At 74.5% G+C, this 13,871-nt stretch carries 11 protein-coding genes and 1 riboswitch; of the genes, 9 read left to right on the forward strand and 2 right to left on the reverse strand.

The annotated features are described in order from the left end of the window. Positions 1 to 171: 171 nt before the first annotated feature. From J2S46_RS25455 to def, 8 genes are all read left to right on the forward strand, one after another. Positions 172 to 924 carry an SOS response-associated peptidase gene (locus tag J2S46_RS25455; RefSeq protein ID WP_191289437.1) on the forward strand — a complete coding sequence of 251 codons (753 nt, stop codon included), beginning with the start codon at positions 172 to 174 and terminating at the stop codon, positions 922 to 924. 116 nt (positions 925 to 1,040) lie between these two features. After that, positions 1,041 to 1,700, forward strand: a complete 660-nt coding sequence (locus tag J2S46_RS25460) for an alpha/beta hydrolase family protein (protein WP_191289438.1) — start codon at positions 1,041 to 1,043, stop codon at positions 1,698 to 1,700. Between the two features lie 294 nt (positions 1,701 to 1,994). Then, positions 1,995 to 2,738, forward strand: coding sequence for a sigma-70 family RNA polymerase sigma factor (locus J2S46_RS25465; protein WP_079198137.1), 744 nt, complete (start codon positions 1,995 to 1,997; stop codon positions 2,736 to 2,738). Beyond that, complete coding sequence (gene rsrA, locus J2S46_RS25470) at positions 2,735 to 3,124, forward strand: mycothiol system anti-sigma-R factor (protein WP_079198098.1); 390 nt, start codon at positions 2,735 to 2,737, stop codon at positions 3,122 to 3,124. Before J2S46_RS25465 ends, rsrA begins: the two co-directional genes overlap by 4 nt. 484 nt (positions 3,125 to 3,608) lie before the next feature. Next, positions 3,609 to 5,099 (forward strand): HD domain-containing phosphohydrolase, encoded by a 1,491-nt coding sequence (locus J2S46_RS25475; RefSeq protein WP_370882332.1) that lies wholly within the window; start codon positions 3,609 to 3,611, stop codon positions 5,097 to 5,099. Beyond that, positions 5,096 to 6,559: an HD domain-containing protein gene (locus J2S46_RS25480; protein ID WP_229912599.1), complete on the forward strand. Its 1,464-nt coding sequence runs from the start codon at positions 5,096 to 5,098 to the stop codon at positions 6,557 to 6,559. Before J2S46_RS25475 ends, J2S46_RS25480 begins: the two co-directional genes overlap by 4 nt. 248 nt (positions 6,560 to 6,807) lie before the next feature. Then, positions 6,808 to 7,797 (forward strand): tetratricopeptide repeat protein, encoded by a 990-nt coding sequence (locus J2S46_RS25485; protein ID WP_191289588.1) that lies wholly within the window; start codon positions 6,808 to 6,810, stop codon positions 7,795 to 7,797. Positions 7,798 to 7,955: 158 nt separating this feature from the next. Beyond that, complete coding sequence (gene def, locus J2S46_RS25490; RefSeq protein ID WP_191289439.1) at positions 7,956 to 8,594, forward strand: peptide deformylase; 639 nt, start codon at positions 7,956 to 7,958, stop codon at positions 8,592 to 8,594. A gap of 118 nt (positions 8,595 to 8,712) precedes the next feature. Here def and J2S46_RS25495 read toward each other — a convergent pair whose 3' ends face one another. Both J2S46_RS25495 and J2S46_RS25500 read right to left on the reverse strand, forming a co-directional pair. Then, complete coding sequence (locus J2S46_RS25495) at positions 8,713 to 9,708, reverse strand: ribonucleotide-diphosphate reductase subunit beta (protein ID WP_073926365.1); 996 nt, start codon at positions 9,706 to 9,708, stop codon at positions 8,713 to 8,715. Positions 9,709 to 9,755: 47 nt separating this feature from the next. Continuing rightward, positions 9,756 to 12,248 (reverse strand): ribonucleoside-diphosphate reductase subunit alpha, encoded by a 2,493-nt coding sequence (locus tag J2S46_RS25500; RefSeq protein WP_191289440.1) that lies wholly within the window; start codon positions 12,246 to 12,248, stop codon positions 9,756 to 9,758. Between the two features lie 110 nt (positions 12,249 to 12,358). Beyond that, positions 12,359 to 12,520, reverse strand: a riboswitch (cobalamin riboswitch). 135 nt (positions 12,521 to 12,655) lie between these two features. Between J2S46_RS25500 and J2S46_RS25505 the strand changes: the two genes are divergently transcribed. Then, positions 12,656 to 13,690, forward strand: a complete 1,035-nt coding sequence (locus J2S46_RS25505; protein ID WP_191289441.1) for a hypothetical protein — start codon at positions 12,656 to 12,658, stop codon at positions 13,688 to 13,690. Positions 13,691 to 13,871 lie beyond the last annotated feature (181 nt).

Here is a 13,871-nt window from a genome sequence, read left to right on the forward strand (position 1 = left end):
GCCTCCGGTCGTGCTCGTCGCGGTGCCGTCCGGCTCGGTGCCGGGGCCGGGGCCGGTCCGGCGCCCCGTCGAGGTGGCAGCCTCCCATGCCAGGACGGTGCCCGGGTAGCCGTCGGTTCTGATCCGTGGATGAGGAAGTGGTGAAGGGGGCCCGCGTGGCAAGCTGACGGCATGTGCGGTCGCTTCGCCTCCACCAACAAGCCCGAGGACCTGGTCGAGATCTTCGGCGTCGAGCAGTGGGATCCCGCCGAGACGCTGGCGCCCAGTTGGAACGTCCCGCCGACCCGGCCCGCCTTCGCGGTGCTGGAGCGCCTGCCCAAGGGCGGGACGCGGCCGGTGCGCCAGCTGCGGGTGCTGCGCTGGGGGCTGGTGCCGGCCTGGGCGAAGTCCCCGGAGTCGGCGGTCAAGATGATCAACGCCCGGGCCGAGACGATCCACGAGAAGCCCTCCTACCGGCAGGCCTTCGCCGCCCGGCGCTGCATCATCCCGGTCGACGGCTACTTCGAGTGGCAGACCCTGCCCGGCGGCGGAAGCCGGCCGCCCAAGCAGCCGTACTTCGTCAGCCGCGCGGACGGCGGGGTGCTGGCGCTGGCCGGGGTCTACGAGTTCTGGCGCGACCGCGCGCACCCCGCCGACCACCCCGAGGCCTGGCTGGTGACCTGCAGCATCGTCACCACCGCCGCCGAGGAGACGCTGGCCCCGATCCACGAGCGGATGCCGCTCTTCCTCGACCCGGCCACCTTCGACGACTGGCTGGACCCCCGCCTGAGCGACCCGGACGAGCTGCTTCCCCTGCTCGTCCCGCCGGCCCCGGGCGCGCTGCTGGCGGCGCCGGTGGCGGCCGCCGTCGGCAGCATCCGCAACGACGGGCCCGGGCTGGTCCGGCCGCTGGACGCCGAGGAACTGGTCACCACCCTGTTCTGAGGCCTCCCCTCGCCCTTCCCTCCACCCTCCCCTCTTCTCCCGTCCCCTCCTGCCTTCCCCGCCTGTTCCCGCCCGCCCGGTCCGGTCGGGCCGACCCCGGTACGGAGCCCCGCACCATGCAGACCACCGACCCCGTCCTCGTCCCCACCCCCGCCGGCGACGCCCGGATCACCTACGCCCGGGCCGGCGGCGCCGCCAAGGCGCTGCTCGCCCTCGGCCACGGCGCCGGCGGCGGGATCGAGGCCCGTGACCTGCAGGCGCTGGCCGTCGCGCTGCCGGCGCTGGGGATCACCGTCGCGCTCGTCGAGCAGCCCTGGAGGGTGGCCGGCAAGCGGCTCGCCCCGGCGCCGAGGACGCTGGACGCGGGCTGGCTCCCGGTCACGGAGGTGCTGGCGGAGCACGGCCTGCCGGTGGTGGCCGGCGGCCGCAGTGCCGGGGCCCGGGTCGCCTGCCGGACGGGAGCGGCGACCGGGGCCGTCGGCGTCCTGGCGCTGGCCTTCCCGCTGCACCCGCCGGGCAAGCCGGAGAAGAGCCGGGCCGGGGAGCTGCTGGAGTGCGGGTTGCCGGCCCTGGTGGTGCAGAGCGTGGCGGACCCCTTCGGCGGGCCGGCCGAGTTCCCCGAGCTGCCGGCCGGGCAGCGGCTGGTGGCCGTGCCGTACGGCAGCCACGGCTTCGAGGTGCCCAAGCGGGCGCCGGTCGGGCAGGCCGAGGTGCTGGAGACGATCACCGACGCGGTGGGCGAGTGGGTCCTCGGACTGGTCGGGAAGCCGGCCTGAACCGGGCCCTGACCGGGCCCGGGCTGGGCCCCGGCCCGACCGGTCGGGCGGTCGGAGCCCCCGGGAATGCGGGCGGGAGCGGCATGGTTGTCACCCTCGTCAGCTTCAGTCCCGGTGGAAAGGCAAGTGCAGATGGGTTCGATCGTGTGCCCCGAGCGGCCTGACGAGCGCGCGGTCGAGAACGGCTTCGTCCCGTCCTGGTCCGAGTGGCTTGTCGCGGGCGAGAAGCCCGTCAGCCCGATATCCTCCATTTCGGGACGGCCCACCGTGGGCCATGCCCGTTATGCCGAGGAGGTGGGTCCGGTCGTCGGGACCGAGCACGAGGCCGATCCGGGTACGGACCCGCGCGAGGGCGTGCCCACAGGTGAGGCGCTCACCGGCGAGGAGCTGGCCGAGGCGATCGGTGAGGACACCTTCCGGGTGTCCGCGGAGGAGAGCGAGGAGGCCCGGCGGGAGCGCTTCGAGCGCGACGCCCTGGGCTACCTGGATCCCATGTACTCGGCGGCGCTGCGGATGACCCGCAACCCCGCCGACGCGGAGGACCTGCTCCAGGAGGCGTTCGCCAAGGCGTACGCGTCCTTCCACCAGTTCCGTGAGGGCACCAACCTCAAGGCCTGGCTGTACCGCATCCTCACCAACACGTTCATCAACTCGTACCGCAAGAAGCAGCGGGAGCCCCAGCGCACGGCGGCCGAGGAGATCGAGGACTGGCAGCTCGCCCGGGCCGAGTCGCACATGTCGACCGGCCTGCGTTCGGCGGAGACCCAGGCGCTCGACCACCTCCCCGACAGCGACGTGAAGGACGCCCTCCAGGCCATCCCGGAGGAGTTCCGCATCGCCGTCTATCTCGCCGATGTCGAGGGGTTTGCGTACAAGGAGATCGCGGACATCATGGGTACACCCATCGGTACGGTGATGTCCCGGCTGCACCGTGGCCGCCGTCAGCTGCGCGGCATGCTGGAGGACTACGCCCGTGAGCGCGGGCTCGTCCCCGCCGGCACCGGGGCAGGGCAGGAAGCGAAGGGCTCGGGCTCATGAGCTGCGGCGATCCGCACGACACCGAGTGTGGCGAGGTCCTCGACCACCTCTACGAATTCCTCGACAACGAGATGGCCGAGGGCGACTGCGCCAAGCTGCGCGTGCACTTCGACGAGTGCTCGCCGTGCCTGGAGAAGTACGGCCTCGAACAGGCCATCAAGGCACTGATCAAGCGCTCCTGCGGCTGTGACGACACCCCCGCGGACCTCCGCGGCAAGGTGCTGGCCAGGATCGACTCGATCCGCGCCGGTCAGCGTCCGGGCGAGGCCCTCGTGGTGACGGTCGAGACGACCGTCGAGATGACGGCCGAGCCCGCCCCCGCACCCACCCGCGACACCCGCTCGGCGCCGTACGCGGCCGCTGAGGCGAGCGGCGCGTCGGAGTGACCCACCGCCGGACGAGCCGACGCCCCGCGCGTCGGCCGACCGGCCCGGGGCGCCCGAACCGTCGGAGCGGCGACGTGCACGCCCGCGGGGATGCCGTGCCCGTCCGCCGGCCTGCCGTTCCGTGACGTGCCCTTCCGTGGTGCGGCCGGGCGCGCCGCGGCCCTGCACTGCGCAGCACGGCCCGCGACGGGCCGGGCAGACCGAAGGCCCCGGGAGCACGCTCCCGGGGCCTTCGGTCTGCCCGGCCGCGAACCCCTGACCACCTGTTTCACTCGTTCGGGTGAGTTGGGGCTGCGCCAGCAGGGCCATTCCGCGATCATGCGTCCCCACGCCGGGGCGGAGGCCTATCCTCCTGACGACACCCGCCGCCGCGCCACCCGACGCGTCGAGGGCGGCGTGGACCAGGACGGCGGGGGAGGCCGGGATCGCTACCGACACTGTTGGCCCGGCCCTGCCGGCCGGAGCCGTCCGCTACCTCGTCGCCCTGCCCGCCCTCGTCCTGCCGCTGGTCGCGTACTGCTGCGCCCTGCCGTTGCTGCCCGCCGCCGCGGCCGTGCCGCCCCACTGGCTCGGCGCCCCCGTCGACTGGCCCAAGGTCGGCCTGCTCGCCTTCCTGCACGCCTGCTGGGAGTCGGTCGCCCAGGGCCTGCCCACCCCCTGCCTGCAGATGCTCCTGCGCACCCGGGCCCGGCTGCTCGGCCGCCGGCCCCCGCCCCGGCGCGCCCCGGCCCGGCCCGGCGCCTACACCTTCTTCCCGGTGCTCTTCGCCGGGCTGCTGATGCTCCCGCCCGCGGCCGCCGCCCTGGTCGCCGTACCGGGCGCGCTCGCCGCCGGCGCAGCCCCGCCCAGCGCCGCGCGCCGCTGCTGGAACGCCGCCCAGCTGGCGCTCTCCGCCTTCGCCGCAGCCGGGGCCTTCCACCTGCTGGCGGGGCCCCGGTTGCTGCTGGGCTCGCGCTTCCCCGGGGCGCTGCTGCCCGCCTTCGCCGCCGTCGCGGTGTTCTGCCTGGTCAACAGCGCGCTGGTGGGCGCCATGCTGGCGCTGGCCGAACGCCGGCCGCCGGCCGTCCTGCTCCGCGGCGCCACCGCCGCGATCGGCCTGCCCGTCCTGGTGCACGCGGCCGGCGCCCTGATGGTCGCCGTGCTCTGGCAGGGACCGTACGGCGCCTTCGCGGCGCTGCTGGCCCTCCTGCCGCTCACCATCTCGGCCTGGGTGCTGGCCCAGGGCCACCGCGAGCGCGACACCCACCAGGCGACCGTCCAGGCCCTGGTGCAGGCCGTCGAGATCAAGGACGCCTACACCCGCGGGCACAGCGAACGGGTCGGCCGGGCCGCCGTGCTGATCGCCCGCCAGCTGGGGATGGAGCCCGAGCGGCTGCGCACCCTGCGCTTCGCCGGCATCCTGCACGACGTCGGCAAGCTGGGGGTCGCCACCGAGCTGCTGCGCCGCAACGGCCCGCTGACCGAGGAGGAGCGCCGGGCGGTCGAGGTGCACCCGGTGTACGGGTACGAGCTGGTCCGGGGGATCTCCTTCCTCGGCGAGGCGCACGCCGGCATCCTGCACCACCACGAGCGGATGGACGGCCGGGGCTACCCGAGCGGTCTGGCGGGGGACGGGATCCCCGAGTTCGCCCGGATCATCTCGGTCGCGGACGCCTTCGACTCGATGACCTCCACCCGCTCGTACCGGCGCGGGCGCCCGGTGGCCGAGGCGGTCACCGAGCTGGAGCGCTGCGCGGGCAGCCAGTTCGACCCGGTGATGGTGCGGGCCCTGGTCGTCGCGGTCGGCGAGCACGGCTGGCAGCCCGCGCTGCCGCCGCCCGGCGGCTGCACCGGCGAGGTCCCGGACATCCCGCTGGGCGTGCCCGAACCGGCCCGCGGCGCGCCGCCCCGCCTCCCGGCCCAGGCCGACGGCCCGGCGCCGGCCGACGAGCCGGCCCAGGGCGGGAAGAACGCACCGCAGGCCGGTCCGGCATGAGCCGCCGGCGCGGCCCGGTCCGCCGGGCGGAGCAGCGGGTCCCCCGGCCGGCGGCCGGCCCGGACGCGCCCGCGGAGCAGTCGGCACCCCCGGCGGGGCAGGCCCCCGGCGGGGCGCCCCGCCGGCCGCGGGGCGCCGGCGCCGTCCCCGCGGTGCTGCACACCGCCGCCGCGACGCTGCTGGTCGCGGCGGTCGCCGCCACGGCTGCGGCCGGGGTGGCCCAGCCCCTGGTGGCGGTCGCCTTCCTCACCCTGATCGCGGTCGGCGAATGCGTCCGGATCACCCTGCCCGGCGACCGCGAGCAGGCCCCGATCGGGGCCGCCGCCGCCCTCGCGTACGCCCTGCTGGGGCCGCTGCGCGGCCTGCCGACCACCCACGGGGTGCTGCAGGTGGTCGCCGTCGCCGGTGCGGGCAGCCTGCTCGCCGCCGTCGCACCGGTCCTCTCCCGGGCGCTGCCCGGCGCCTACGGCCGGGCCCTGCGGCGCCGGCGAGGGCGGCCCTGGGGCGATCCCGTCCGGCGGGACACCGCGGCCCGCCGGCTGCTCACCGTGGGGTTCGCCGCCGCCGTCTTCCAGCCGCTGTACAACGGCGGTCTGCTCGACCGCCTGCCGTCGGCCGGCCCCGCGTACGGGGTGTTCCTGGCGGCGGTGGCCGCCCTGGCGGCGCTCTGCGACGCGACCCTCGCCGCCGCCCTGCACCGGGCCCGTACCGGCCTGCGGTTCCCGGCCGCGCTGGAGGACGAGCTGCGCTCCCTGCCGGGGATCGGCTCGGCCATCGTGGCCACCGGGATGCTGGTCAGCCTGGCGGCCGGCGAGATCGGCCTCTGGGCGCTGCCGGTGTTCTGCGCCCCGCTGCTGCTCGCCCAGGTCTCCTTCCGCCGGGCGGCGGCGATCCGGGCCACCACCGGCCAGACCATCGCCACCCTGGCCCGGGCCACCGAGGTGGCCGGCTACACCCCGCCCGGCCACGCCCGCCGGGTCGCCGACACGGCCTGCGCGCTCGGCCGCGAGCTGGGGCTGGGCACCCGGGAACTCGCCCTGCTGGAGTACGCCGCGCTGATGCACGACGTCGGGCAGCTCTCGCTGGTCGAGCCCGTCCCGGACGGCGCCACCGCCCTGCTGCCCACGGCCGAGCAGCAGCGGATCGCCCGGCTGGGCAGCGAGGTGATCCGCCGCACCGGGGTGCCGCCCCGGGTCGCCGAGCAGGTCGCCCGGCTGGCCGACCCCTGCCGCCGGCCGGACGGCGGGCTGGACCGTTCGCTGCCGCTGTCCGCCCGGATCATCCGGGTCGCCAACGCCCACGACGACCTGCTCACCGCCGCCCGCGGCCGGGGCCTGTCCGACCCGGCCGGCCGCCTGGAGGCGCTGGAGGCGCTCCGGCTGGAACGCGGCCGGGCGTACGACCCGCGGGTGGTCGAGGCCCTGGCGCGGATGGGCGGCCGGGCCCGCGAACCGGGCTGAACCAGGCGGCGGGGAGCGCGGCCCCTGGTGACCGTGGTTGGATGCGGTCGTAGCGTGGAACACCCGATCCGGGGCACGGGGTTCGCATCGAGGGTTCACGCCGCAGGGCTTGCGGTACGGGGCCCGCGGTGCGGGACTTGCGGTGCGGGACCTGTGACCCGGCAACCGAGCGGGGCAGCAGGCATCAGGACTCAGCAGGGCTGAGCGTGACCAGCGGGACTCAGCGGACGACGACGGCAGGGACGAACGTGAGGATCTTCCACCGGACACGGCACCGGCCGTCCGCCACCTGGCGGCAGACGACCGACCGGGCCTTCACGCTGATCGGCGACGGCCGGTACGAGGACGCCGGGGCGCTGCTCGTGATGGCTGCCGACCTGGAGCCGTGGCTCTCGGACTCCTGGTTCAACCTGGCGCTGCTGCACAAGTTCCGCCGGGACTGGGAGCAGGCGAGAGCCGCCGGCCTGCGCGCGGTCGCCCTGCTCGACCGCGAGCACGGCGCCGCCGACTGGTGGAACCTCGGCATCACCGCCACCGCCCTGCAGGACTGGCCGCTGGCCCACCGCGCCTGGCAGGCGTACGGGCTGAAGCTGCCCGGCCGGGCGGGCACCCCGGGTGACGGCCCGGTCAGCCTGGACCTCGGCACCACCCCGGTCCGGCTCTCCCCGGAGGGCGAGTCCGAGGTGGTCTGGGGCCGCCGGCTGGACCCGGCCCGGATCGAGGTGCTCTCCATCCCGCTGCCCTCCTCCGGCCGCCGCTGGGGCGAGGTGGTGCTGCACGACGGCGCCCCGCACGGCGAGCGGGTCGCGGACGGCGCGGCCTACCCGGTCTTCGACGAGATCGAGCTCTGGGCGCCGTCCCCGGTGCCGACCTACGTGGTGCTGCTGCACGCCGCCACGGCCGGTGACCGGGACGCCCTGGAGCGGCTGGTCGCCGACGCCGGCTACGCGGCCGAGGACTGGACCTCCTCCGTCCGGCTGCTCTGCCGGGCCTGCTCGGAGAGCCGGATGCCCGCCGACGACGGCCGCACCGCCCACCACGACCCGCACGACGACGGCGACGCCGCCCACCCCGGGCACCTGAGCCACCTCAGCCAGGGGGCCGGCGGGCTGGCCTGGCTGGCCGAGCGGGAGTGCGGCATCGCGGCCCCCGCCGCACTGGTCCGCACCCTGCTCGACCGCTGGGTGGCGGCGAACCCGGGCGGCCGGGCCTACCGCGACCTCGAAGAGGTCTGCTGAGCCCTGCCGGGCCCCTGCGGCCGCGCCCGGTCCGGTGCGGCCCGGGGCGCCGTCGCCCGGGGCGGCGGCCGTCGACCCGGAAGTAAGGGACCGGCGGCCCGCGGGGGCCGTACCCTTGAGCGGACACCTCGGCAGACCCATGGGAAGCGGAAGAATCGATGGCGGAGCAGCACGACCACACCCACGAGCACGACCACGAGCACGGCGAGGCGCCGGCCGCCCCGCTGAAGGTGGTCGGTGAGGAGCCGGACCTCTCCAAGGGCACCGCCCGCCCGATCACCGTGGTCGGCAACCCCGTCCTGCACCACGAGTGCAAGGACGTCGTCGCCTTCGACGCCGGCCTCTCCGAGCTGATCGACGACATGTTCGTCTCGATGTACGCGGCCGAGGGCGTCGGCCTGGCGGCCAACCAGATCGGCGTCGACGCCAAGGTCTTCGTCTACGACTGCCCGGACGACGAGGGCGTCCGCCACATCGGACACGTCGTCAACCCGGTGCTGGAGGAGCTCCCGGCCGGGCGCCGGGTGCTGGACGACAGCAACGAGGGCTGCCTGTCCGTCCCCACCGCCTACGCCGAGCTGGCCCGTCCCGACTTCGCGGCGGTCACCGGCCAGGACAAGGACGGCAACGCGATCCGGGTCGAGGGCACCGGCTTCTTCGCCCGCTGCCTGCAGCACGAGACCGACCACCTGTACGGCCAGCTGTACATCGACCGGCTCTCCAAGCGCGACCGCAAGGACGCGCTGAAGCAGATGGCCGAGGGGACGCCCAAGTACGCGACCGTCCCCAACGACTGACCCCCCGTCCCGGGCGCGGCGGCCACCGGCCGCGGCGCCCGGGAACGGCGACGGGGCCGGGCCGCACCCGAGGTGCGGACCGGCCCCGTCGCCGTCCCCGGGCCGGGGACCGGGCAGGCTAGAAGTCGTCGTCGAAGGCGACCGAGCCCTCGACCGCGACCTGGTAGGCGGAGACCCGGCGCTCGAAGAAGTTGGTCAGCTCCTGGACGTTCTGCAGCTCCATGAACCCGAACGGGTTGCTGGAGCCGTAGCGGACCGGCATGCCGAGGCGCGCGAGGCGCTGGTCGGCCACGGCCTGCAGGTACTCCCGCATCGACTCGGTGTTCATGCCGGGCAGGCCCTCGCCGCACAGGTCACGGGCGAACTGGAGCTCGGCCTCGACGGCCTCCTCCAGCATCTCGGTGACCTGCTTGGCCATCTCGTCGTCGAAGAGGTCCGGCTCCTCCTGGCGGACGGTGTCCACCACGGAGAACGCGAAGTCCATGTGCATGGACTCGTCGCGGAACACCCAGTTGGTGCCGGTGGCCAGGCCGTGCAGCAGGCCGCGGCTGCGGAACCAGTACACGTACGCGAAGGCGCCGTAGAAGAAGAGGCCCTCGACGCAGGCCGCGAAGCAGATCAGGTTCAGCAGGAACGCGCGCCGGTCGTCCTTGGTCCGCAACGAGTCCAGGTGGTCGACGGCGTTCATGTACTTGAAGCAGAACTGCGCCTTCTGGTGGATGGAGGGGATGTTCTCCACCGCGTCGAAGGCCGCCGCACGGTCGTCCGGGTCGGGCAGGTAGGTGTCGAGCAGCGTCAGGTAGAACTGGACGTGCACGGCCTCCTCGAACAGCTGCCGGGACAGGTAGAGCCGGGCCTCGGGCGAGTTGATGTGCTTGTAGAGGCTCAGCACCACGTTGTTGGCGACGATCGAGTCGCCGGTCGCGAAGAAGGCGACCAGCCGGCCGATCATGTGCCGCTCGCCCTCGCTGAGCTTGGCGAGGTCGGCGACGTCGGAGTGCAGGTCCACCTCCTCCACGGTCCAGGTGTTCTTGATCGCGTCCCGGTACCGGTCGTAGAACGACGGGTACCGCATCGGACGCAGCGTCAGCTCGAAGCCGGGGTCGAGGAGCATCTTCTCGCGGCCGGGCGCGTCGAAGTCGGTCTCCGGGGTGGGGGAACTCACTGGCAGGCCTCGCAGGACTCGGGGTTCTCCAGGGAGCAGGCGAGAGCCGCCTCCTCCTCCGGAGTGAGGGTGGACGTCGGCGCGGTGACCGCCACCGGCACCGGGGCGGCCGCGCGGGCGGTGCCGGTGGCTGCCTGGGCGATCCGGGTGGCCGGGCGCGAACGCAGGTAGTACGTGGTCTTCAGGCCGACCTTCCAGGCGTACGCGTACATCGAGCTGAGCTTGCCGATGGTGGGCGCGGCCATGAAGAGGTTCAGCGACTGGCTCTGGTCGATGTACGGCTGCCGGGCGGCGGCCAGGTCGATCAGCGCCCGCTGCGGGAGCTCCCAGGCGGTGCGGTACAGCGCGCGGACCTCGGCGGGCAGCCAGTTGAGGTCCTGGACGGAGCCGTTGGCCTCGCGCAGCGCGTCCCGGGTCTGCGCATCCCAGACGCCCAGCTCCTTCAGCTCGCGGACCAGGTACGGGTTGACCTGGAGGAACTCGCCGGAGAGGGTCTCGCGCTTGAACAGGTTGGACACCTGCGGCTCGATGCACTCGTACACGCCGGCGATCGAGGCGATGGTCGCGGTCGGCGCGATCGCGAGGAGCAGCGAGTTGCGCAGGCCGGTGGTGGCGATCCGGGCGCGCAGCGCGTCCCAGCGCTCGGTCCACTGCGGGGTGGTCCCGAAGTGGTCGATGTGCAGCTGGCCGCGGGCGGCGCGGGTCTCCGCGTACGCCTCGTGCCGGCCCAGCTGCTCGGCCAGCTCGCTGGAGCGCTCGTAGGCGACCAGCATGATCCGCTCGGAGATCAGCGTGGAGAGCTGCTTGGCCTCGGCGGAGTCGAAGTCCAGGCGGAGCTTGAAGAAGACGTCCTGCAGGCCCATCACGCCGAGGCCCACCGGGCGCCAGCGGGAGTTGGAGGTGCCGGCCTCGGGGGTCGGGTAGAAGTTGATGTCCACCACGCGGTCGAGGAAGGTGACGGCGGTGCGGACGGTCGAGTCCAGCCGGTCCCAGTCCATCGCGTTCACCAGGTCGGCGGGGGTGGCGCCGGGGGCCACGTGGGCGCCCAGGTTGACCGAGCCCAGGTTGCAGACCGCGGTCTCGGAGTCGTCCGTGACCTCCAGGATCTCCGTGCAGAGGTTGGAGGAGTGGACGGTCCGGCCGGGGAGGGCGGTCTGGTTGGCGGCCCGGTTGGAGGCGTCCTTGAAGGTCATCCAGCCGTTGCCGGTCTGCGCCAGGGTGCGCATCATCCGGGCGTACAGGGTCTGCGCGGGGATGGTGCGCACGGCCTTGCCGGCCGCCTCGGCCTTCAGGTACGCCTCGTCGAAGTCGGCGCCCCACAGGTCGACCAGCTCGGGCACGTCGGCGGGGGAGAACAGCGACCAGTCGCCGCCCGCGTTGACCCGGCGCATGAACTCGTCCGGGATCCAGTGGGCGAGGTTCAGGTTGTGGGTGCGGCGGGCCTCCTCGCCGGTGTTGTCGCGGAGCTCCAGGAACTCCTCGATGTCCGCGTGCCAGGTCTCCAGGTAGACGCAGGCCGCGCCCTTGCGCCGGCCGCCCTGGTTGACCGCCGCCACCGAGGAGTCCAGGGTGCGCAGGAACGGCACGATGCCGTTGGACTTGCCGTTGGTGCCGCGGATCAGCGAGCCGCGCGAGCGGATCCGGCTGTAGGAGAGGCCGATGCCGCCGGCGTGCTTGGAGAGCCGGGCGATCTGCGCGTAGCGCGAGTAGATCGAGTCCAGGTTGTCCAGCGGCGAGTCCAGCAGGTAGCAGGACGACATCTGCGGGTGCTTGGTGCCGGAGTTGAACAGCGTCGGCGAGGACGGCAGGTAGGAGAGCGCGCTCATCAGCGCGTACAGCTCGGCGACCTCGCGGACCGACTGCTCGTCGTCGCCGACCGCCAGGCCGCTGGCGACGCGGAGCAGGAAGTGCTGCGGGGTCTCGATCACCTTGCGGGTGATCGGGTGGCGCAGCAGGTACCGGGACTGCACGGTGCGCAGGCCGAAGTACTCGAAGCGGTCGTCGCCCTTCTGGTCGATCAGGGCGTCCAGCGCGTCGGCGTGCTTGGCCACGAACGCGGCGGTGGTGTCGCCGATCAGGCCCTCGGCGTGGCCGACGGTGATCGAGGCGGAGAAGGAGACGGCGCCCTGGCCGACGGCCTCGTCCTGGATCTCCAGGGCGAGCAGCCGGGCCGCGAGCTTCGAGTACTGCGGGTCCTCGGCGATCATCGACGCGGCGGCCTCGACGGCCAGCCCGCGCAGCTCCGCGAAGTCGGAGCCGGCGTGCCGGCCGCGCAGGGCGGCGGCGGCGACGTGGCCGGGGTCGACCTGGGGCAGGTCGACGCTGCGGTCGGTCAGGAGGCGCAGGAGCGCTCCACCGGGGTCGGACACCGTCGGGTCGGACGGGGCGGCGGGGCTGGAACCCTGGGCGGGCAGGGTGACTGAGGCAGCGGTGGTCAAGGCGCTTCTCTCCTGGCGGCGGCGGTCGGCGAGGGGGCTGCCGGGCCGCATGGGCGCAGGGGAGGGCAGCGCGGAACACCTCACGGCGCGCGCGAACCACCCCCCGGCCCACCCGCGAGGCCCGGACGATACTGCTGTGCTGCATGGCGACTGCGGGGAAGCCCTGTGGCACACCGTCGGCAGGTCATCGGACTCGCGTGGCCCGGTCGGGCAGCCCGCTCACCGCTGCGGGGCAGTCCCGGACTCGCACCGGGTTCCCCTGCGTTCGACAGCAGGAGTGAGCATACATCTAGTGGCGCCAGCCCGATGAAGCACCACATGTTGTGCACTGTGGCGTGTCGGGCGACCAGTCGTCGGCTCACGGAGCAGGCAAGGGGGAGGGTGCCGGGCCCGGATTTGGGAACGGATTGATTACCGGACAGCCCTGCCGCGCGCACCATGCTTTACGATCTCGCCTCATGAGCGAGGGAACGGGCGTACCGTCCGACTGGACGCGTCAGCCCGCACAGCCGGTCCAGGGTCAGCAGCCGGGGGCACCGGGGCAGCCGCCGCAGGGGCAGCAGCCCGTCCCGCCGGCTCCGGGTGGTTTCGGCCCGCCCCCGGTGCCGTACAGCCAGCCCGCGCAGCAGCTCCCGCCGCAGGGCCAGCCGGTTCCCCCGCCGATCCCGCAGCAGCACCAGCCGCAGCAGCCGTTCGCCCCCCAGCCCGGTCCGCAGCAGGCGCCGCCGCCGCAGTGGCAGCCCGCGCCGCAGCCGTTCCAGGCCGAGCCGAACTGGACCCAGCTGGCCGACCAGCACGAGAACGAGTCCCGCAAGCGCCGCCGGCTGTGGATCGGCGCCGCGGTGCTGGCCGTGGTGCTCGTCGGCGGCGTGGTGGCCGCCGGCGTGGTCATCTCCGGCAAGGGCGGCGGCGGCAACAAGCCGAACCCGAAGCCGGCCGCCTCGACCGGCCTGCCGCTGGAGCAGGCGCTGCCGCTGATCTCCGACGCCTCGACGGACAAGGCCCCGGTCGACGCCGCGACGCTCTTCCCCGACCAGACCCGCACCATCGACGGCAAGGTCTGGACCCGGATGGTCACCGGGTCGACCTCGCCCTGTTCCAAGGCGACCACCGGCGGGCTCGGGCTCGCCCTCGGCGACGACGCCTGCCGTTCGCTGGTCCGGGCCACCTACGTGTCCGGGGAGAGCGCCGTCACGGTCGGCATCGCCGTCTTCGACAACAAGGCGGGCGCCGACAAGGCGCTCGGCCGGCACGCGGGCCTGGTCCAGGGCCTGTCCGGCCCCGGGGTCGCCACCTTCTGCGTCACCGACAAGTCGGGCTGCGCCGAGACGCACGCCGCGGTGGGCCGCTTCGGGTACTTCACCGTCGCCGGTTCGCTCAAGCAGACGCCGGACCAGGCCGATCCGGCGGCGGCCGCGGCGGCGAGCCCGCTCGCGGACCGCGCCAAGGAGGTCCTGCTGGGCCGGGCCAAGCCGGCGGCCACCGCCGGCTGAGTACCTCCGCGCGCGGACGTGGGGTGGCGGGCTACCCCTACCCTGGCCTGGCCCTCGCCTTGCCCGGCCCCTGCCCGGCCTGGCCTGGCCCGATCCGGTCGGATCCGGCCGGTGACCCGCGCCCCGGTGCCGGTCGCGGGTGACGGGCCGTCCGGGCCCGGGGGCACCGGGCCGTTCGTGC

Source organism: Kitasatospora herbaricolor (assembly GCF_030813695.1).
In the GTDB taxonomy this organism is placed as follows: domain Bacteria; phylum Actinomycetota; class Actinomycetes; order Streptomycetales; family Streptomycetaceae; genus Kitasatospora; species Kitasatospora herbaricolor.